Below are 18,754 nucleotides of genomic sequence, written 5' to 3'. Positions count from 1 at the left end.
TGATATGGAGGCACGCATGACCCCGGAAAAGATCCTCTATGAGACGTCCGTTACCGCGCATGGCGGCCGGGAAGGAAAAGCGCAGAGCACGGACGGCAGCTTTGCCGTCAATCTCTCGGTGCCGAAAGGGCTCGGCGGCCCGGGGGGCGAGGGGACCAATCCGGAGCAGCTTTTCGCCGCCGGTTATGCGGCCTGCTTCCTCGGCGCGGTGAAGCTGGTGGCGCGCACCAGCAAGATCGCACTGCCGGATGACGTTTCGATCACCGCCAAGGTCGGTATCGGCCCGGTATCGGTCGGTTACGCGCTGGCGGTCGAACTGGTGGCATCCTTGCCCGGCATCGAGCGCGCAGTCGCGGAAGAAGTAGTCGCCGGTGCGCATGAGCGCTGCCCCTATTCCAATGCGACGCGCGGCAATGTCGACGTCAAGCTGATGGTGGCCTGATGGTCGTTTCCCGAGCGCGGCAGTCTTATGACGGCGTGGTTCTGGCGGTGCCCGTGACGGTACCTTACCAGCGCTATTCCATCGAGACCGCGCACTGGTGGATGGGCAAGGCGTTGAGGGCGCTGGCGGAAGGCGCCGGCATCAGCCACCGGGATTTTGATGGTTTTTCGGTCGCGAGTTTCACCATGGGGCCGGATGCGGCAATCGCGCTCACCCAGCATTTCGGGCTGTCGCCGCGCTGGCTCGATCATTTGCCGATGGGCGGCGCCGCCGGCATCGCCTCGATCCGCCGCGCGGCGCGGGCGGTGCAGGCGGGCGATGCGGATATCGTCGCCTGCGTCGCAGCCGACACCAATCAGGTCGATACGTTCCGCAAGACGCTCGCCAACTTCTCCCGCTTTGCGCAGGATGCTTCCTATCCCTATGGCGCCGGTGGTCCCAATGCGAGTTTCGCATTGATCGCACGCCACTACATAAATCGCTACGGCGCCACTCGGGAAGACTTCGGCAAGCTTTGCGTCGCCCAGCGCGACAATGCGCTCAAAAACCCCGATGCGCTGATGAAGAAGCGGCTGACGCTGGAACAATATATGTCGGCGCGACCGATCGCCGAGCCGTTCCACCTGTTCGATTGCGTCATGCCCTGCGCCGGTGCGGAAGCCTTTCTGGTGATGCGCGAGGAGACGGCGGTCTCGCTCGGGCTTCCCTTTGTCCGGCTGCTGTCGGCTATCGAGCGGCACAACGCGTTTGCCGAGGATCCGGTGCAGGTGCGCGGCGGCTGGGTGGTCGATTGCGACGAACTTTACGGCATGGCAGGTTCGAAGCCGGACGACATGGATTTCGTCCAGACCTATGACGACTATGCGGTGATCTCGATGATGCAGTTCGAGGACCTGGGTTTTTGCGCAAAAGGCGAGGGGCCGGATTTCGTGCGGCAGAATACATTCACGATCGACGGGTCCTTTCCGCACAACACGTCTGGGGGTCAGCTTTCAGTAGGCCAAGCGGGGGCCGCGGGCGGGCATCTTGGGATTACTGAAGCGATGCGCCAGCTTTTGGGAATAGCGGAAGGCAGGCAGGTTGAGGATGCGAAGCTCGGGCTGGTTTCAGGTTTCGGGATGATCAACTACGACCGCGGGCTTGCTTCCGCGGCCGCCATCCTTGCGAGGGCATGATGACCGGACCCTTCCTCAGGCCGAAGCGAAAGAACCCGCTCGCCCGCACCACGCAGCCGCTGCTGCCTCCCTCGGCCCGCAGCCGCAAGGCGCACGGGCTGACGCTCGCTGCCGCCACCGGCCGCTTCATGCTGCAATGCTGCGCCGAATGCGGGCGCTATACCTATCCGGCGCGCGAAGCCTGCCCGAACTGCCTTTCGTCCGACCTGACGTTCAAAAACGCGCCGACTGGCGGCTTGCTACTGTCGGAAACGCGGATCGAGGTCACCAGCGATCCGTATTTTCGCGAGCATATGCCCTGGCGCACCGGCCTGGTTCAGCTCGACTGCGGGCCGAGCGTGGTTACGCATCTCCATGGCGATTGCGCAGTCCCCGGCGCCAGCGTCGCGATGTCGCTACAGCTCGATAGAAGCGGCAATGCCGTGTTCTTCGCGAAACCCGTTTCGGAGGCTCCCTTCATGGATGACGATCCTCAATGGCGCGAGATGACCGCCGATCCGAAGCATCGGCGGGTCTTGATCACCGATGGGCGCAGCCCGCTTGCATTGCCGTTGGCGCAGGCTCTCCGGAAAGCGGGAGCGTCCAAGATTTTTGTCGGCGTGGCCGATCGCTGGAAACCTTTCGACCAGCAGGCGTCGCTGGAGGCGATCGAAGGTGTCGAATTCGTCGATCTGGACCTGACGAGCGAACGTTCGGTGCAGGAGCTGGCGATGGATATCGGCGCCAAGGTCGAGATCCTGATCAGCACTGCCGATCACGTCCGGCCGGCGCATCTCTTCGACGCGGGCGCGGTCAATATAGCGCGCGAGGCGATGGATCATACCGTGATGGGATTGATGCGCCTTGCCCAGGCTTTTGGGCCGGTGATGCGCTCCCGCGGTGCTGACGGTGCGGCTGGAGCGGTCGCCTGGGTCAATATGCTCTCGGTCCACGGGCTCAGCAATGTGCCGCAGTTCGGCGTCCATTCCGCTGCACATGCCGCGTGCCTGTCGTTGTCGCAATGGCTTCGAGCCGAGCTCAGGCCGGGCGGTATCCGGGTCATCAACGCATTCGTCGGGCCGCTCGATACCGAATGGTTCCAGACGGTGCCGCCGCCGAAGGTGGCGCCAAAAGCCGTGGCCGATGCGGTTCTCGACGGATTGAAGCGCGGATTGGAAGACATTTACGTCGGCGACGTCGCCAAGGATATCGAGGCGCGGCTGTTCGACAATCCGAAAGCCGTCGAGCGGGAGGCTGGTCAATGAGCGGCGATATTCTGGGCAAATTCGCTGGAGCATTGGCGAGCGGTGCGGTTCGCGTCGTCGACCTTACCCATACCCTGTCTCCGGATTTTCCGGTCATCGTCATGCCGCCGGAACTTGGACAATCCGCGCCGTTCCGGATGGAGCGGATTTCGCGCTACGACAGCGGCGGGCCGGCCTGGTATTGGAACAACCTCTCCTTCGGCGAGCATACCGGCACGCATTTCGATGCGCCGATCCATTGGTATACCGGCCGCGACCTGCCGCTCAATTCCGTCGATACGCTGCCGCCGGCCGATATGATCGCGCCGGCCTGCGTTATCGATTGCTCGGCTGCGGCGGCCGAGGATGCGGATTTCCTGCTGACGGTTGCCGATGTCGTGAAGTGGGAAGAACAGCATGGCCGCATTCCGGCGCGATCCTGGGCCTTCTTGCGCACCGACTGGTCGAAAAAGTCAGGTGCCGCCTATGCCAATCTGCACGCAGACGGCGCGCATACGCCCGGACCGGATGTGGAGGTGATGCGCTTTCTGGTCGAGGAGCGGGATATCATCGGCTTCGGCACCGAGACGATCGGCACGGATGCGGGTCAGGCTGGGCATTTCTCGCCACCCTATCCGGCGCACCATTACCTTCATGGCGCTGGCCGCTACGGGCTACAATGCCTCACCAATCTCGACCAGCTTTCGCCCATGGGTGCGATGATCGTTGCAGCTCCGCTTAAAATCCAGAACGGTTCGGGCAGCCCGCTGCGCGTTCTGGCGCTGGTTCAGGAGCGCTCGACGGGATGAGAGCCGCTCGCCACCCGCCGGGCGGCAGTGTCGTAGAAGCTCGTGAGCAATTCCAGCATTTCCGTCGCTTCCCCGAGCCCCTGTTCCGCGCGTTCCATTTTCTGGATCAGCGACACGAGAAGCTGCCGCCGCAGAGCCCGATAATCCTGGGTGAGCTTGGTGCCCTTGCGGGTCGGCGTGTAGAGCGTGTCCTTGCGGGAGCGGCCCTTGACGCGTTCGATGAGCTGCAGGGTCTGGAGCTTCTTGATCGCATACTGAATGTTGGCGGTGTCGTCGCGGCCGAGCAGACGGGAAATTTCGCCAAGCCCTTTCGGCTTGTTACGGTAACGGATCGTGTGCAGGATAGCGGTATCGAGACCGCTCAGGCCGGAGCCCGCAAGTTCGCTCGAGCATTCCGACTGCCAGCGCAGGAAGGCGGCGGAAATCCGCCACAGCGACCATTCGAATTCGGTGAGGGCGGCTTCCGACATTTCGAGGGCCGTATCGCTCAGCGGGTTTTCGGGCGTGGCAGGCGATATCATGGGGCTCTCCGGGTTGTAATTGCGTCGCAAGTAAAGCCTTAAATTCTAGTTTTGACGAGTGCGAAACCGCACACGAAAGCGGACCAAACGAGGGAAATATGCGCATCTTCTGGCAGAGCTTCATCGATGCGACTGCAAGCGCCGCTTATATGACGCGGCTCTCGGACTATCTGAACGGTATTGCCGAGCCCGGCACGACAGTGGACGTCTTCGGCATCAGCCCTCCGGACCGTCATTTCGGGCGGCTGGCGGAATTCCGTTGCGCGGCGATCGCGATCGACAACGGGCTGGAAGCGGCGAGCCGCGGATATGACGCGGTCGTCATCGGCCATTTTCAGGATCCGGGCCTTTATGAGCTCAAGTCGGCACTGACCATTCCCGTGATCGGCGCCGGCGAGGTCTGCATGCATTACGCCGCGCGGCTCGGCCGACGCATGGCGCTGGTCACCCTCGATGACGTCTTTCAGACCTGGCATTACGAGCAGGCCGATCTCTACGGCCTCGGCGATCGGGTGAAGCATGTCGTGGGCATGAACTGCGAGCCTTCGGATTTCAGCGCGGCCTTTGCGGGAGATGACGGAGCGCGGCGGCGGATGCTTGCCAATTTCACCGCCTGCGCCGAACCGCTGGTGCGCGACGGCGCCGACGTCGTGGTGCCGGCGGGCGTCCTGCCGGGACTCCTTGTCGGCAGCGAATACGGGTTCAAGGTGCTGCATGCGCCGGTCGTCAACACGGCGGCGGTGGCGCTGAAGAGCGCCGAGATGGACGTGCGGCTGCAGAAGATCAGCGGCATCGAGGTGAGCCGCGGGCCCTTCTGTTCGCTCGCCAGCGCGCATGCGATCGAAGATTTCCGGACTTTCGTTGCCAACGGCCGTCAGGCGCCGCTGTTTCCGAGCGGCGCTTGAGAAACGTCACATCGTCAGCATCAGGCGCCCGCGCGAGATGGCGCCTTTTTCCATCAGGCGGTGGGCTTCGGCTGCCTCCGACAAGGGCATGGTGCGGGCAACCTGGGGCTTGAGTAGGCCGGTGCCGGCGAGATCCATCATCCCTTGAAGCGCCGACTTGTCGTCGGTGATCATTGCGCGGGTGACGTTGACGCCGAATTCCTCGCCGCGGTCCCGGATTGGATCGGCGACCAGCCAGACCATATGGCCGCCCTTTTTCAGCACCTTGTAGGACTTGTCGTGGACTTCGCCGCCCATCAGTTCGAAGACGATGTCCTGGCCGGTGAGGATGTCGGAAAAGTACTCCTCGTCATAGGCGACGACGCGGTCGGCGCCGAGGCCGAGGACATAATCGCGGTTCGTGGAGCGGCAGGTGGCAGTGACATGGGCGCCGAGATGGTGGCAGAGCTGGACCAGCAATCCGCCAACCGCGCCCGAGCCGGAATGGACGAGAACCTTGTCGCCGGATTTGACTTCCGCGGTTCGCACCGCAATCCAGGCGCTGAGGCCGGCATTGGTGAGCGCCACGGCGTCGATGGTCGAGAGGCTGTCGGGAATCTTGACAGCATGCTTTTCATCGACGGCGATCATTTCCGCATAACCGCCCTGGGCAAAGACGCCGGCCATGACTGCGACACGGTCCCCAACCACAAATTCCGTGACGCCGTCGCCGACGGAAATCACCGTGCCGCCGCCATCGCGGCCAGGCACGCTCGGCATGGGCAGCGTGAAATGGTTTTGCAGATGTCCGGCGCGGAGCTTCCAGTCGAAAGGCGTGACGCTGGCGGCCTCGAGTTTCACCAGGATCTGGCCCGGTCCGGCGACCGGATCTGGCAGCTCGATATAGTGCATCACATCGGCCGGGCCGTGTTCGCTGTACTGAATGGCCTTCACGTCGTCACTCCCTGGAAGTTGATGCGGCTTATGCGGAGCGCGCGGCGGCGACGTCGGCAGCGACGCCGGCGCCGAGAAACCTCGTATCGCTTGAGAGCAGATAGAAGCTGATGCCGGCCTCCGACCATTTGCCGATGTCATCGGCGGAGGGGCGGAAGATGCCGACGGCCTTACCTGCCTTGCGCGCGGCTTTGGTGATCTTGAGAATGGCCGCGTCCAGCTTCTCGGCTCCATCCGGCCCTATCGCGCCGATCGAAACGGAGAGGTCGCCGGGGCCGATGAAGACCACATCGATGCCTTCGACGGCGACGATTTCCTCGACATTGGCGAGTCCTTCCGCGGTCTCGATCTGAATTGCGAGGACGAGGGTTTCATTGGCCGATTTCAGATAGTCGGGAATGCGGTAGCCGTAGCCCGCGGCACGTCCGGGGCCGACGCCACGTTCGCCGATCGGCGGATAGCGGGTTGCCAGAACGGCGGCCTTGGCCTGGGCGGCGGTCGAGACGCGCGGCACCAGGACGCCGGCAGCTCCGGCATCCAGCACGCTGGCTATCGATTCCGGGGCGTGGCCCGGAACGCGCACCATGGCGGGCACGCGATGGACATCGGAGGCACGGACGAGGTTTTCGATCAGCTCACGGCCGATCTGGGCATGCTCGGTGTCGATGCAGATGAAGTCGAGGCCCGCCGCAGCGGTCACCTCGATTGCGACGGGATGCGGGATCGCCGCGAATGTGCCGATGACGCGCTCGTAACCGATACATTTCCTGCGGAAGTCGCTCATCGGGATACCTTCTGAAATCTGCTGAAACAGCTTTGAAACCTGTGGCAAATTAAAGTTTAAGCCTAAAATTCCGAACGCTGCAAGTGAATTAAACAGTATACGAAAACTGATGATCTCTCGCAGGTAAAGCGCAGAATTACGAAAATATGCTTGAAATACGGTAAAATCGGTATACGGTTTTGGCAGGAGATTTCTATGTTGAAACCGAGCGACAATCTGGTGGATGCGATCTATGCCGATCTGCGGCTGAAGCTGCAGCGGAGCGCCGTTTCGCCGACCGACCGCCTGGTGGATACCGAAATCGCCAATGCCCACGGTATTTCCCGCATGCCGGCGCGCGAGGCGCTGCTTCGGCTGGTTTCCGAAGGTTATCTTGTCGGCACGACGCGCGGCTTTGCGGTGCGGGAATTGTCGCTGGAGGACATTTCCGGGCTTTTCGAGGTGCGCCGCCAGCTCGAGCCGCGCGCCGCAGCCTGCGCCGCCCGCGACATGACGCCGGAGATCGAGGCGGAGATCACGACGGCGATGAACCGGGTGGAACGGGCGTTGAGCCAAAGCGATATTCCAGCCTTGCTGGCGGCCAATGTCGATTTCCGCAATGCGTGGCTTAAGGCGGTCAACAATCCGCATATGGCGGCGACGATTTCCCGCTTCATCGATTATTTCCAGTCGGTGCGGCTCGGCACGTTCGCCGACCCGGCTACGGCCTATCAGTATATCAACGGTCTTTCCCGCATTCATGCGGCCTTCCTCGCACACGACCCGCTGATGGTCCAGGACCGCATGATGCTTTTCATGTTCGCGGCGGAGGAAGCCTACCTTTCCGTCCGGCGGCGCCAAGTGGAAGAGGCGGAGACCGCGCGTCCCGCTCGCAGAAGAATACAAAAGAGAGGAACAGCATGATCAAGCCGCATCCGCTGAAAGGCCCCAGCAGACTGAAACTCGGCGTCTTTTCGCCGAATGCGGACGGGGGGCTTGCGATTACCGACGTGCCGGAACGCTGGCAGGCACGCTGGGAAGACAATCTCAATGCCGTGCAGATCGCCGATCGCGGTGGGCTCGACTTTTTCCTGCCGATCGCCCGCTGGAAAGGTTTCGGCGGCAAGAACCGGGTGCGCGAATGGTCCTTCGAGACCTTCACCTGGGCCGCCGGCCTTGCTTCCGTCACCGAGCGGATCGGGCTGTTCATGACCGTGCATGTGCCGCTCGTGCATCCGCTTTATGCGGCGAAGGCGCTGGCGACCGTCGATCATATCAGCAACGGCCGGGCGGGCCTCAACATCGTCTGTGGCTGGAACCCGAAGGAATTCGGCATGTTCGGGGTGCCGCTGGTCGAAAAGGGTTATGATCAGGCTGACGAATGGCTGGAGATCATGGAACGGGCCTATACGTCGGACGCGCCATTCGATTACGACGGCACCTATTACAAGCTGAAGGACGTCGTCAGCCGGCCAGCCAGCCTGCAGTCGCCGCGGCCGGTCACCATGAATGCGGCCTTCGGCGGGCCGGGTCGGGATTTCGCGGCCAAGAACTGCGAATACTTGTTCACCACCTTCACCGAGATCTCCGAAGCCGGAAAACACGTGGAGGACATCAAAGCCCGCGCTGACAAGCTCGGGCGCGATGTCGGCGCCTATACGGTCTGCCACGTCGTTTGCCGTGAAACCCAGCAGGAGGCGGAGGATTATTACGAGCGTTATGCCGTGACGATGGCCGATCACGCGGCGGTCGATGCGCATATGGCCGGCAAGAAGGAATTCACCCAGTCGCACGACAAAAATGCTTACGATCTTTATCGAAAGCGGTTTGCCGGCGGCGCCGGCGGCTATCCGTTGATCGGTACGCCGGAAAAGATCGTCGAAGACATGATCGCGATCGCCGAACAGGGGTATTCCGGCATTGCCATGTCCTTTGTAAACTACACCTATGAGCTGCCTTTCTTCTGCGATCGCGTCGTGCCTTTGTTGAGAAAAGCGGGACTGAGGGTCGAATGACGATAAATATTCCAAGCGACGAAGTGGACGCGACGCGGCTCGCCTTCCGGGAAGGCATGGCGCAGCTGGCGGCGGCAGTGAACATCGTCACCACAGACGGGCCGGGCGGGCTTGCGGGCTTTACGGCGTCAGCTGTCTGCAGCGTGACGGACCGGCCGCCGACGCTGCTCGTCTGCCTCAACCGATCGAGTTCGGTCGCCGGCATGTTCGAGAGAAACCGGGTGCTCTGCGTCAATACGCTGGCCGCAGGCCACGAGCCGATGTCAAAGCTATTCGGCGGTTCGACGCCGCAGGACGACCGGTTCGCTGTAGGCGATTGGGTGCTTGCCGCGACGGGATCACCGCGGCTAACCGATGCGGTCGTGTCTTTCGATTGCGAAGTGGAAAATGCGGTCGAGAGCGGCACGCATCACGTGCTGTTCTGCCGGGTCGTCGGGATCGTCCACGGCCCGGAGGATGAAGAAGCACTCGTCTATTTCCGGCGCCGCTATCATCATCTCAAGTGAGATGGAAACCTCCGCGGGAGTTTGTCCCGCGGAGGTCTTTGCATCACCTGGTCTTGGCGATGATCTCGCCGAGCACCGTGTCAAAACGGTCGATCTCTTCCGCCTTGTTGTAGTGGACCATGGAGACGCGCATGCAGCCCGTTTCCATGGTCAGCCCGAGGCGCTTCATCAGGCGCGGCGCAAACATGTGGCCGTCGCGGCTGCCGATGCTGTTCTTGCCGAGTTCGGACGACAGATATTGCGGCGTCAGGCCCGGAATATTGAAGCAAATGGTCGGAACGCGCTTTTCCACCTGCGCTTCGTCGGACACGCCGTAGATCGTGGCGCCGTGCTTCTTCAACACCGACAGCATCTTTTTCGACAGCGTCTGCTCATAGGCGCGGATGGCGCCCATGGCGGCGGCAAGCGCATCGCGGCGGGAATGTTCGCCTTCGGGCAGGAACCTGCGGCCGAGCTCTTCGAGATAGAGAACGGCAGCATTCATGCCGGCGACGTTCTCGTAGGTGAAGGTGCCGACTTCGATCTTGTAGGGCGGCACGTCCGGAATGAAGTCTTCCTTGAAGGTGGGCAGCTTGACCAGCGCGTCATAACGCCCCCAGAGGAAGCCCATATGCGGCGAAAAATTCTTGTAGCCGGAGCAGACGAGATAGTCGCAATCCCAGGCCTGAACGTCGATCAGCGCGTGCGGGCCGTAATGCACGCAATCGAGGAAGACCTCGGCGCCGGCCGCATGCGCCAGCTTGCCGACGGTTGCCACGTCGACGATCGTGCCGATCGAATGGGCGGTCACCGTGCAGGCGACCAGGCGGGTCTTGTCGTTCAGGAGCGGCTTCAGGTCGTCGGTATGCAGCATTCCATCTTCGCGCATCTTCCACCAGACGATCCTGGCACCGTCTGCCTCCAGCGCCATCCAGGTGGCGATGTCGGCGTCATGGTCCATGTCGGTGACGATGATCTCGTTGCGCTCCTGGAGCATCTTTGCGATGCCGAGGCTGACGAGGCGGATGAATGAGGTGGCGTTGAGGCCGAAGGAGATTTCCTCCGGACGGTAGGCATTGACCAGCAGGCCGACCGACACGCGAGCTTCGGAAATGGTGCGGTCGACGCCCTGGCTGTGGAGATAGGGTGCCATGCGCTGCACGTTGCAGTCGACGAGGTGGGCTGCGACCGCATCGACGACCGCCTGGGGCACCTGGGCACCGCCGGCATTTTCGAAGAAGATGAAGTCCTTATATTTCTGGAGAGCCGGAAATTTCAGCCTGAGTTCGTCGACCGGAAAAGCCTTGGCGAGGTTATCGCCTGCCGTGACATGCGTGTTCATGGATTTCTCCCAGGGTGTCGTCTTCATCGAAGAAGAGGGGATGCAGGTGACAATAAGCCTCCCCCTTATTTATGTTTGTTCGCAGCCCAATGAGCATTTGATCAAACTTTCAAATGTTCTATTGTGCCATTGGCATTTGATCAAGGGGAAACGCGTCGCGAACGGGAGATGGCCGGACGCCGGGAGACTTGAAGAGCGCGGCCCGTTATGCGAGGCCTGGTTGTGATATGAATGGATCAGAGGACAAGAATGGCGGATAGCGGGCTTTTGAAGGTCACGTCGCGCGTGACTGTTCAGGATACGGTCTACGAACAGTTGCGCCGGGCGCTGATGTGGGGTTCCTTTGCCCCGGCGCAGGCGATCACTATTTCGTCGCTGGCGACCGAGTTCGGCACCAGCCACATGCCGGTGCGCGAGGCATTGAGACGGCTCGCGGCGGAGAACGGGCTAGAGATCGGCCATAACGGATCGGCGCGGGTGCCGGCGGTTTCCCGCGAGCGGCTCGACGATCTCTGCCAAGCGCGCATCGCGCTCGAAGGTCTGGCGACGGAACTCGCCGCCGCGCATATGACCGATGAGGATATCGACCGTTCGGAAGCGCTCGCCCGCGAGCATGACGAGACCGGCAAGGCCGGCGACGTCTATGGCATGCTGCGCAAGAACCAGGCATTCCATTTCGGCATCTACGAGGCATCGCGCTCCGAAGTGCTGCCACAGCATATCGAAATGCTCTGGCTGCGGTTCGGCCCCTATATGCGGATGCTGACCAATTACGTGGAAAAGGAATTCGACAAGGGCGTTGTGTACCCGTTCTCGTCCTATCATTTCAGGATCGTCGCGGCGCTTCGCGAGCGGAATGGTGCGCTTGCGCGGGAGATGATGGTGGGGGATATCCTCGCCACCCAGTCGCACCTGCGGGATATGTCCCCGGAACTGCGGTAACCCCGGCGCTGTGCGCCGGGGCGTGGGCTTTTAAAGTCTGGCTTACTGGCCGAGGCCGAGGGAAGCGAGATACTCGACCGAAGCCGGAATCTTCGACTTGTCCTTGATCTCGACGATCAGGCGCGGATTGCTGGTGAGATCGGCAAGTGCCTGGAAGACCGACGGCCAGAGGATATTGCCTTCGCCGAGCGCCCAGTGGCGGTCTGCGTATCCGTCGGCGTCCTGTAGGTGGACGTGCTGCAGGCGGTTGCCGGCTGCCTTCACATAATAATCGACCGGCGGTGCGCCGGTAGAACCATGCGCGTAATGGGCATGGCCAGTGTCGATCGAGACCGCGACGGCCGGCGAGTTGAAGCTGTCGGCGAGTGCCACGCGGACGTGCTGGTCGATATCCTCGATGTTTTCTAGAACGATCACGGCGCCGATATCCTCGGCCTGCTTGACGGCGTCCCTCATCGTCAGATGCACATGCTCGACGACGCGCTCGGGCTCGCCCTTGTTGTTGTCGAGGTTGTTGTAGGACCAGGTCGTATAGGGGCTGTGGGCGACCATCTGCGTCGCGCCGATCGCGGCGCAGACGTCGAGGCCCTGCTTCAGGCGCTTGGCGACGACGGCGCGGATATCCGGGTCATTCGAGGCAATGGTGAAGCCCCAGAACGGGCCGTGGATGCCCAGGCGGCCTTCAAAACCATCCAGCAGCTTCCTGGCGCGCTCGGCGAGCAGCGTCCAATCGCCGTTCAGGACGTCGGCGGTGGTGAAATCCTGGAGTTCGAGATCGCGCTGTTTTTCGAAAAGCCAGTTGCGGTGAACTTCGAGCTCGCCAAGCGTCATGGCGGCGCCGATCACGGGGAGGGAGGACATGGAAAACTCCATCAAAAACAAAGGAAATATCGGGGAGAAGGACACGCAGGAAGAAATCTGCGCAGGCTCCCCATCTCAGAATTTTGTGTCGGTAGTATTACATTTGTAACGCAAGATGATGAAATTTGCATCCGTGTTCAATTTCATCCAATCGCCAAGTTAGCGTCACGGAACTGATACACAGGCTGGCCAAATAGCCCCTGCAAATCAGGGGGTAGTCGTGAGCTGCAGCAAGACGCTTCTCATCGTTGTTCATCGGACCGGGCGGCTTTCGCATTCGAAGCCCGAGCGGATGGCGTGCCGTTGGCGGGCCAAGCTCTGCGAACCCCTTAAGCCGTCACCGCTCAAGCTCGCAGGGCTGATCGAGCTCGTCCATTAACCGAAGCCAAAGGACAATTTCCATGGTCAACTTCACCCGCCGCAGCACGCTCGGCCTTGCTGGCGCCGCTGCCGGTTCGCTGATCCTGCCACGCTTCTCGTTCGCCCAGGGCGCCAAACGCCCGTCGATCACGATCGCCGTTCAGAAGATCACCAACAACAACACGCTCGACATCTGGAACGAACAGTCGAACGTTGGCGAGCGCGTTTTCTTCCCGAACCTCTGGGAAGGCCTCATCCTGCGTGACTGGATGGGCAACCAGGGGCCGCTTCCGGGTCTCGCAACCGAATGGAAGCGCATCGACGACAAGACGCTCGAACTGAAGCTCCGCAAGGGCGTCAAGTTCCACAACGGCGACGAACTGACCGCAGAAGACGTCGTCTTCAGCTTCTCCGCCCAGCGCCTGTTCGGCACCACCCAGCCTGCCGGCGGCAAGACCATCTTCGCCGACGACAATAAGCCGGTGACCGCCAAGGAATTGCCGGCCGCCATCCCGGGCATCGGCCGCCGCCTGTGGCCGGCACTCGCCGGCGTCGAAGCCGTCGACAAATACACCGTCCGTTTCCACAACGCGACGCCGGATGTCACGCTCGAAGGCCGCCTCTACGCCTTCGGCAGCCAGATCGCCAATCGCCGCGCCTGGGACGAAGCCAAGACCTACGTTGATTGGGCCCGCAAGCCTGTTACGACCGGTGCCTACATGGTCGGCGAATACAAGCCGGACGTTTCGCTGACGCTCGTCGCCTTCGACGAATACTGGGGTGGCCGTCCGCCGCTCGCCCAGATCCGCTTCGTGGAAGTTCCGGAAGTCGCTTCCCGCGTCAACGGCCTGCTTTCCGGCGAATACGACTTCGCCTGCGACCTGCCGCCGGACCAGATCGCGACCGTCAAGGCTGCCAAGGGCTTTGAGGTTCAGGGATCGACGATCAACAACCACCGCATCTCGGTCTTCAACACTCGGAACCCGATCCTTGCCAACCCGCTGATGCGCCGCGCCATGACGCATTCGATCGACCGCCAGGCGATCGTCGAAGCGCTGTGGGCCGGCCAGACCAAGATCCCGGCTGGTTTGCAATTCCCGTTCTACGGCCCGATGTTCGTCGAAGGCTGGAAGGTTCCGGAGTTCAACGCCAAGCTTGCCCAGGACCTGATCAAGCAGGCCGGTTACAAGGGCGACGTGATCCCGTTCCGCCTTCTCAACAACTACTACACCAACCAGACCTCGAACGGTCAGATCATGGTTGAGATGTGGAAGCAGGTCGGCCTCAACGTTCAGATCGAAATGAAGGAAAACTGGGGCCAGATCCACGATCCGGCTGGCGTCAAGGGTGTTCGCGACTGGTCGGCCTCGGCCGCCTTCAGTGATCCGGTCTCCTCGATCGTCGCTCAGTTCGGTCCGAACGGCGAGGTGCAGCAGAAGAAGGACTGGACCAATGCGGAAGCCAACCAGATGGCGTCGATCCTGGAAACCAGCACCGACGCGGCTGCCCGCAAGAAGGCTTTCGCCCGCATGCTGGAAATCTGCGAGCGCGAAGACCCCGTCTACCAGGTCCTGCACCAGAACGCCGTGTTCACGGGCATGAAGTCGTCGCTTAAATGGAAGGCCGCTCCGGCCTTCGCGATGGACTTCCGCTCCTCCAACTGGGCGATCTGATCGGATTGTTCTCCTCTGCTCCGGCGACCATGCGGCCGCCGGAGCATCTGTTTTCAAAACGGTAATGTCTTCGGTCCGGAAACGGCGGAAGGCAGGAGTATGGCGGGATATGGATAGAGCATCGTCCAATCTGGTGGAGCTGCGTGACCTGAAGGTCGCCTTTGACGGCGTCCAGGTTCTGCACGGCATCGATCTCAATGTGGGCCGGGGCGAAGCAGTCGGTCTCGTCGGAGAATCGGGATGCGGAAAATCGGTGACGTGGCTCGCGGCTCTGGGACTGCTTCCCGGCAAGGCGAGTGTCAGCGGTTCCGTTCAGCTTGATGGGCAGGAACTCGCCGGCGGTCCCCGTGAGGTTTTCGAGCGGGTGCGCGGCGGCCGGATCGCGATGATCTTCCAGGACCCGTCGAGCTCGCTCAATCCGGTGCTCAGGATCGGCCGCCAGATCGTCGAGGCTCTGTCGTTGCATCGTGGCCTCCGGGGCGATGCGGCCAAAAGAGAGGCGCTGCGGCTGCTGGACATGGTCGGCATTCCCGATGCCCGCCGCCGTTTCGATCTCTATCCCCACGAATTCTCGGGCGGTCAGTGTCAGCGGCTGATGATCGCCATGGCGCTTGCCGGCGAGCCGGACCTCTTGATTGCAGACGAGCCGACCACCGCGCTCGACGCGACGATCCAGGCGCAGATCCTCGACCTGCTGATCCAGCTCCGGGCCGAGACCGGCATGGCGACGGTGTTCATCAGCCACGATCTCGGTGCCGTTTCCCAGGTCTGTGAGCGCGTCTGCGTCATGTATGCCGGCCGGATCGTCGAGGAAGGCAGCGTCGCTCAGCTTTTCTCCGAGCCGCGTCATCCTTATACACGCGGTCTTTTCGACGCGATCCCGCGGATCGACGGTCCCCGCCAGCGGCTGATCCCGATCCCCGGTACGGTTCCGAACCCGAAACATCTGCCCGAAGGCTGTTCGTTTTCGCCGCGCTGTTTTCGCGCGGTCGAGGCCTGTCGGAGCGAGCGCCCTTCGCTCGAAACGTCGGCCGACGGCCGGCAGCTCGCCTGCTTCCGGCCGGTTCCGGCCAATGAGCCTGTCGAGACAAGAACCAGAATGACCGAGGACATGCTGCAATGACCGCCCTTGTCGAAGCGGACAATCTCGTTCGCGTCTATCAGATCCGTCGCGGCCTGTTCGCACAGCCGCATCCGGTGCGTGCCGTGGACGGCATTTCGCTGGCGCTGAAGCCTGGCGAGACGCTTGGGATCGTCGGCGAGTCGGGGTCCGGCAAATCGACGCTCGGCCGAATGCTGCTCGGCATCGACGCCGCACAGGGCGGAGAAGTGCGGTTCGAAGGCAAGCCGATGCCGCACCTGAAGACGCCGGAATGGCGCGCGCTGCGGGCCAAGATGCAGTTCGTCTATCAGGATCCGCTGGCAGCGCTCGACCGACGCGTGACGATCGCAAAACAGATAGGCGAGCCGCTGGACATCCACAGGCTCATTCCGAAGCAGCACCAGGAAGCCCGCGTTGCCGAGTTGATGACGGCCGTCGGTCTGCGTCCGGATCAGGCCGGGCGCTACCCTCACGAACTGTCGGGCGGCCAGCGGCAGCGCGCGGTGATCGCCCGCGCGCTTGCCGCACGTCCCAAGCTTCTGGTCTGCGACGAGCCGGTTTCCGCGCTCGACGTCTCCATCCAGGCACAGGTCGTCAACATGCTGCGCGATCTGCAGGAGCAGAACGGCGTCGCCATGGTGTTCATCAGCCATGACCTCAAGGTGGTGCGCAATATCGCCGACCGGGTGGCGGTGATGTATCTCGGCCGGATCGTCGAGGAAGCCTCGTCCGACGTGATTTTTCACTCGCCGCAGCATCCCTATACCAAGGCGCTGGTCTCCAGCGTGCCGGTGCCGGGCAAGATCCTCCAGGGACGCGTCATCCTTCAGGGCGAGCCGCCGAATCCGGCCAATCGCCCGCTCGGTTGCGCCTTCCACCCCCGTTGCGCGCTGGCGCAGGACGTCTGTCGCACTGTCGTGCCGCAGCTCCGCCCAATCGGCAATGGTCGCACGGCCGCCTGCCATGTCGTGGCCGGCGAAGCCGCCTCGATTGCGGCCTGAGAGGAGTTCCTGATGATCCGCTTCATAGCCGTCCGACTGCTACGGGCAATGATCACCATCTTTGCCGTCGTCACCTTCGCCTTCGTCGTGCTGCGCATGTCGGGAGACCCGGCGCAGGTCATGCTCGGCCCGGATGTGCCGCAGGAAGCCGTCGATGCGTTCCGTCGTTCCTGGGGGCTCGACCAGCCGCTCTGGATCCAATACCTCGCCTATATCAAATCGATCTTCACCGGCGATTTCGGCGTGTCGATGCGTGACAAGGCGTCGGCGCTGGATCTGGTGCTGCAGCGCCTGCCCGCGACGCTGCAGCTCACCCTGCCGGCGCTGCTTCTCAAGCTGGTGTTCGGCATTCCGGCGGGCGTCTACGCGGCGCTGCATCGCCAGAGCTTTGCCGATCGTGGCGTGATCCTGCTTGCGGTGCTCGGCTTCACGATCCCGTCCTTCGTGATGGGCCTCCTCCTGGTGCTGATCTTCGCGGTCATCCTCGGCGTGCTGCCATCCGGTGGTCAGGACACCTGGGTGCACGGCATTCTGCCGACGGTGACCATGAGCATCGGCGGTATCGGCATCCTCGCCCGTTTCTCGCGCAGCGCCATGATCGAGGTGATGGGTCAGCCCTATATCCGCACCGCTTCCGCCAAGGGCCTGAAATGGGGCGACGTGGTCTGGAACCATGCGCTGCCGAACGCGGCCGTGCCGATCGTGACGATCGTCGGCTTCATGGTCGGCTCGCTGATCGCCGGCGCCGTGGTGGTCGAATCGATCTTCTCGTGGCCGGGCATCGGCCGCCTGCTGATCGTCTCGGTCAGCAACCGCGACCTCGCGGTCGTCCAGTGCATCCTGCTGATCATCGCCGCAGCAATGGTGGTTTCGAACCTCGTCGTCGACCTGCTCTACGGCTGGCTCGACCCCCGCCTTCGCTCAAACGCGGCGCATTGAGGATAAAGAGATATGGCTACGATCAATCTGTCGGAAACCGCGCGGACGCCGGGCTGGTATGCGACGCTCATCACGCGCCTGCGTCGCAACGTGCCGTTCACCGTCGGTATCGGCATTCTCTGGCTGGCGGCCGTGGTGGTGGTTGCCATTTTTGCCGACCAGATCCGCCCCTACAACATCACCGCCATGGACCTGTCGAGCCGCCTTTCCCATCCGGGCGCTCTCAAGCACCTGCTCGGCACCGACGAACTCGGTCGTGACGTGCTTTCACGTCTCCTCCAGTCGGTCCGGGTGTCGCTGATCATCGCCTTTGGCGCCACGATCCTATCTGCGGTGTTCGGCACGGCGCTGGGCTTCGCGGCAGCCCAGTTCCGGGGTGCGGTCGAGCATCTCGTGCTGGTGCTTGCCGATTTCCAGGCAGCATTGCCGTTCCTGATCATGTCGCTCGCCGTGCTCGCCTTCTTCGGCTCCTCCATGGTGCTGCTCGTCTGCCTCATGGGGTTCTACGGTTGGGAACGTTACGCCCGCATCGCCCGCGGCCTGGCGATCTCGGCAAGCTCTCAGGGATATGCGGCCTCCGTCGTGCAGCTCGGCGCGACGCCGGCGCGCGTCTATTTCCATCACATCCTGCCGAACGTCGCCTCGACCCTAATCGTCTCGATGACGCTGACTTTCCCGGAAATCATCCTGATGGAAAGCGGTCTTTCCTTCCTCGGCCTCGGCGTGCAGCCGCCGGAAACGAGCCTTGGCAACATGGTCGGCTTCGGCCGCGAATACCTGACCCGCGCGCCGTGGATCATGCTCGCTCCTTCGGTGGTGATCATGCTGACCACGCTGTCGATCAGCATCGTCGGCGACTGGCTGCGCGACAAGCTCGACCCGACCCTTTCGTAGTCCAAGGCGCGGCGTAATCTCAGGTGGCGGCCGCAAGACCGGCCGCCACCTGCATCTGTATTACGGGGCGGAATTGCAACGGATCGTCAACGATCCGGCCGGAAATAGCGCTATTCCGGGCCGTTTCATAAACTCGCCACTTGAGTTTCTGCAATCATGCCGCTAAATCTCAGGCCACCAGGACCGGGCCCCTCTGACAGTTCATCTCTGAGCTGTGATGTCGGACTGGATTAGTCCAACTTGGGTGCCTGGTGTTTGTGGAAATCATGTGACGACAACGGCGGTGACCTACGGCAGGCGGAATGCAGGTCGTGAGCGTCTCAAGTTCGTCTCGGTCCACACGCGGGCACTCCCGCCTTTTAAGAGATT

Annotated in this window: 19 protein-coding genes; 14 read left to right on the top strand and 5 right to left on the bottom strand. The window is 62.3% G+C overall.

What is annotated here, in order from left to right:
• Positions 1-16 precede the first annotated feature (16 nt).
• Genes RG540_RS19165 through RG540_RS19150 form a run of 4 tightly spaced genes read left to right on the top strand, consistent with a single transcriptional unit; the run spans position 17 to position 3,649 of the window.
• The gene (locus RG540_RS19165) at positions 17-442 is read left to right on the top strand and encodes an organic hydroperoxide resistance protein (protein ID WP_038591205.1); all 426 of its coding nucleotides are present in this window, start codon (positions 17-19) and stop codon (positions 440-442) included.
• Positions 442-1,617 (top strand): thiolase family protein, encoded by a 1,176-nt coding sequence (locus RG540_RS19160; RefSeq protein ID WP_038591201.1) that lies wholly within the window; start codon positions 442-444, stop codon positions 1,615-1,617. The genes RG540_RS19165 and RG540_RS19160 overlap by 1 nt, the downstream gene beginning before the upstream one ends.
• On the top strand, positions 1,617-2,861 hold the full coding sequence (locus RG540_RS19155) for an SDR family NAD(P)-dependent oxidoreductase (protein WP_038591198.1): 1,245 nt from the start codon (positions 1,617-1,619) through the stop codon (positions 2,859-2,861). Before RG540_RS19160 ends, RG540_RS19155 begins: the two co-directional genes overlap by 1 nt.
• Positions 2,858-3,649 carry a cyclase family protein gene (locus tag RG540_RS19150; RefSeq protein ID WP_038591195.1) on the top strand — a complete coding sequence of 264 codons (792 nt, stop codon included), beginning with the start codon at positions 2,858-2,860 and terminating at the stop codon, positions 3,647-3,649. The genes RG540_RS19155 and RG540_RS19150 overlap by 4 nt, the downstream gene beginning before the upstream one ends.
• On the opposite strand, the gene RG540_RS19145 is transcribed toward RG540_RS19150, so the two are convergent.
• The gene (locus tag RG540_RS19145; RefSeq protein WP_051899885.1) at positions 3,628-4,170 is read right to left on the bottom strand and encodes a winged helix DNA-binding protein; all 543 of its coding nucleotides are present in this window, start codon (positions 4,168-4,170) and stop codon (positions 3,628-3,630) included. The two genes, RG540_RS19150 and RG540_RS19145, sit on opposite strands and share 22 nt — an antisense overlap.
• Before the next feature lie 98 nt (positions 4,171-4,268).
• Between RG540_RS19145 and RG540_RS19140 the strand changes: the two genes are divergently transcribed.
• Positions 4,269-5,075, top strand: coding sequence for an aspartate/glutamate racemase family protein (locus RG540_RS19140; protein WP_038591192.1), 807 nt, complete (start codon positions 4,269-4,271; stop codon positions 5,073-5,075).
• Positions 5,076-5,081: 6 nt separating this feature from the next.
• On the opposite strand, the gene RG540_RS19135 is transcribed toward RG540_RS19140, so the two are convergent.
• Complete coding sequence (locus RG540_RS19135; protein WP_038591189.1) at positions 5,082-6,008, bottom strand: NADP-dependent oxidoreductase; 927 nt, start codon at positions 6,006-6,008, stop codon at positions 5,082-5,084.
• Positions 6,009-6,036: 28 nt separating this feature from the next.
• Positions 6,037-6,792: an HpcH/HpaI aldolase family protein gene (locus tag RG540_RS19130; RefSeq protein WP_038591187.1), complete on the bottom strand. Its 756-nt coding sequence runs from the start codon at positions 6,790-6,792 to the stop codon at positions 6,037-6,039.
• A 195-nt stretch (positions 6,793-6,987) separates the two neighbouring features.
• Between RG540_RS19130 and RG540_RS31185 the strand changes: the two genes are divergently transcribed.
• The 3 genes from RG540_RS31185 to RG540_RS19115 are packed head-to-tail and all read left to right on the top strand — an operon-like array spanning position 6,988 to position 9,292.
• Positions 6,988-7,695, top strand: a complete 708-nt coding sequence (locus RG540_RS31185) for a GntR family transcriptional regulator (protein ID WP_051909526.1) — start codon at positions 6,988-6,990, stop codon at positions 7,693-7,695.
• Positions 7,692-8,786 (top strand): LLM class flavin-dependent oxidoreductase, encoded by a 1,095-nt coding sequence (locus RG540_RS19120; RefSeq protein WP_038591184.1) that lies wholly within the window; start codon positions 7,692-7,694, stop codon positions 8,784-8,786. The genes RG540_RS31185 and RG540_RS19120 overlap by 4 nt, the downstream gene beginning before the upstream one ends.
• A complete protein-coding gene (locus RG540_RS19115; protein ID WP_046601858.1) occupies positions 8,783-9,292 on the top strand; it encodes a flavin reductase in 510 nt (169 codons plus the stop codon). Before RG540_RS19120 ends, RG540_RS19115 begins: the two co-directional genes overlap by 4 nt.
• A gap of 43 nt (positions 9,293-9,335) precedes the next feature.
• On the opposite strand, the gene RG540_RS19110 is transcribed toward RG540_RS19115, so the two are convergent.
• A complete protein-coding gene (locus RG540_RS19110; RefSeq protein WP_038591181.1) occupies positions 9,336-10,613 on the bottom strand; it encodes a cysteine desulfurase-like protein in 1,278 nt (425 codons plus the stop codon).
• A 249-nt stretch (positions 10,614-10,862) separates the two neighbouring features.
• Between RG540_RS19110 and RG540_RS19100 the strand changes: the two genes are divergently transcribed.
• Positions 10,863-11,555 carry a GntR family transcriptional regulator gene (locus tag RG540_RS19100; protein ID WP_038591175.1) on the top strand — a complete coding sequence of 231 codons (693 nt, stop codon included), beginning with the start codon at positions 10,863-10,865 and terminating at the stop codon, positions 11,553-11,555.
• Between the two features lie 42 nt (positions 11,556-11,597).
• Here the strand turns inward: RG540_RS19100 and RG540_RS19095 are convergent, their stop codons facing one another.
• On the bottom strand, positions 11,598-12,416 hold the full coding sequence (locus tag RG540_RS19095) for a sugar phosphate isomerase/epimerase family protein (protein ID WP_038591172.1): 819 nt from the start codon (positions 12,414-12,416) through the stop codon (positions 11,598-11,600).
• Between the two features lie 401 nt (positions 12,417-12,817).
• On the opposite strand from RG540_RS19095, the gene RG540_RS19090 reads away from it, so the two are divergent.
• From RG540_RS19090 to RG540_RS19070, 5 genes are all read left to right on the top strand, one after another.
• Complete coding sequence (locus RG540_RS19090) at positions 12,818-14,449, top strand: ABC transporter substrate-binding protein (RefSeq protein WP_038591169.1); 1,632 nt, start codon at positions 12,818-12,820, stop codon at positions 14,447-14,449.
• Between the two features lie 109 nt (positions 14,450-14,558).
• Entirely contained in the window at positions 14,559-15,572 is a 1,014-nt protein-coding gene (locus tag RG540_RS19085; protein WP_038591167.1) for an ABC transporter ATP-binding protein, read from the top strand.
• On the top strand, positions 15,569-16,552 hold the full coding sequence (locus RG540_RS19080; protein ID WP_038591164.1) for an ABC transporter ATP-binding protein: 984 nt from the start codon (positions 15,569-15,571) through the stop codon (positions 16,550-16,552). Before RG540_RS19085 ends, RG540_RS19080 begins: the two co-directional genes overlap by 4 nt.
• A 12-nt stretch (positions 16,553-16,564) precedes the next feature.
• Positions 16,565-17,491 carry an ABC transporter permease gene (locus RG540_RS19075; protein WP_038591160.1) on the top strand — a complete coding sequence of 309 codons (927 nt, stop codon included), beginning with the start codon at positions 16,565-16,567 and terminating at the stop codon, positions 17,489-17,491.
• Positions 17,492-17,503: 12 nt separating this feature from the next.
• On the top strand, positions 17,504-18,385 hold the full coding sequence (locus tag RG540_RS19070; protein ID WP_038591157.1) for an ABC transporter permease: 882 nt from the start codon (positions 17,504-17,506) through the stop codon (positions 18,383-18,385).
• The last annotated feature ends 369 nt before the right edge of the window (positions 18,386-18,754 follow it).

Origin of the sequence: Neorhizobium galegae bv. orientalis str. HAMBI 540 (assembly GCF_000731315.1) — a bacterium.
Taxonomy (GTDB): Bacteria; Pseudomonadota; Alphaproteobacteria; order Rhizobiales; family Rhizobiaceae; genus Neorhizobium; species Neorhizobium galegae.
Note: the sequence above shows the minus strand (reverse complement) of the source record. Positions and strands in the feature narration are given on the sequence as shown.

What these genes read in the sequence shown, in the direction of transcription:
- RG540_RS19145 (WP_051899885.1), bottom strand. Translation starts at nt 4,170, where the DNA reads ATGATATCGCCTGCCACGCCCGAAAACCCGCTGAGCGATACGGCCCTC.
- RG540_RS19160 (WP_038591201.1), top strand. Translation starts at nt 442, where the DNA reads ATGGTCGTTTCCCGAGCGCGGCAGTCTTATGACGGCGTGGTTCTGGCG.
- RG540_RS31185 (WP_051909526.1), top strand. Translation starts at nt 6,988, where the DNA reads ATGTTGAAACCGAGCGACAATCTGGTGGATGCGATCTATGCCGATCTG.
- RG540_RS19140 (WP_038591192.1), top strand. Translation starts at nt 4,269, where the DNA reads ATGCGCATCTTCTGGCAGAGCTTCATCGATGCGACTGCAAGCGCCGCT.
- RG540_RS19110 (WP_038591181.1), bottom strand. Translation starts at nt 10,613, where the DNA reads ATGAACACGCATGTCACGGCAGGCGATAACCTCGCCAAGGCTTTTCCG.
- RG540_RS19120 (WP_038591184.1), top strand. Translation starts at nt 7,692, where the DNA reads ATGATCAAGCCGCATCCGCTGAAAGGCCCCAGCAGACTGAAACTCGGC.
- RG540_RS19155 (WP_038591198.1), top strand. Translation starts at nt 1,617, where the DNA reads ATGACCGGACCCTTCCTCAGGCCGAAGCGAAAGAACCCGCTCGCCCGC.
- RG540_RS19150 (WP_038591195.1), top strand. Translation starts at nt 2,858, where the DNA reads ATGAGCGGCGATATTCTGGGCAAATTCGCTGGAGCATTGGCGAGCGGT.
- RG540_RS19075 (WP_038591160.1), top strand. Translation starts at nt 16,565, where the DNA reads ATGATCCGCTTCATAGCCGTCCGACTGCTACGGGCAATGATCACCATC.
- RG540_RS19095 (WP_038591172.1), bottom strand. Translation starts at nt 12,416, where the DNA reads ATGTCCTCCCTCCCCGTGATCGGCGCCGCCATGACGCTTGGCGAGCTC.
- RG540_RS19130 (WP_038591187.1), bottom strand. Translation starts at nt 6,792, where the DNA reads ATGAGCGACTTCCGCAGGAAATGTATCGGTTACGAGCGCGTCATCGGC.
- RG540_RS19100 (WP_038591175.1), top strand. Translation starts at nt 10,863, where the DNA reads ATGGCGGATAGCGGGCTTTTGAAGGTCACGTCGCGCGTGACTGTTCAG.
- RG540_RS19090 (WP_038591169.1), top strand. Translation starts at nt 12,818, where the DNA reads ATGGTCAACTTCACCCGCCGCAGCACGCTCGGCCTTGCTGGCGCCGCT.
- RG540_RS19070 (WP_038591157.1), top strand. Translation starts at nt 17,504, where the DNA reads ATGGCTACGATCAATCTGTCGGAAACCGCGCGGACGCCGGGCTGGTAT.
- RG540_RS19165 (WP_038591205.1), top strand. Translation starts at nt 17, where the DNA reads ATGACCCCGGAAAAGATCCTCTATGAGACGTCCGTTACCGCGCATGGC.
- RG540_RS19115 (WP_046601858.1), top strand. Translation starts at nt 8,783, where the DNA reads ATGACGATAAATATTCCAAGCGACGAAGTGGACGCGACGCGGCTCGCC.
- RG540_RS19080 (WP_038591164.1), top strand. Translation starts at nt 15,569, where the DNA reads ATGACCGCCCTTGTCGAAGCGGACAATCTCGTTCGCGTCTATCAGATC.
- RG540_RS19085 (WP_038591167.1), top strand. Translation starts at nt 14,559, where the DNA reads ATGGATAGAGCATCGTCCAATCTGGTGGAGCTGCGTGACCTGAAGGTC.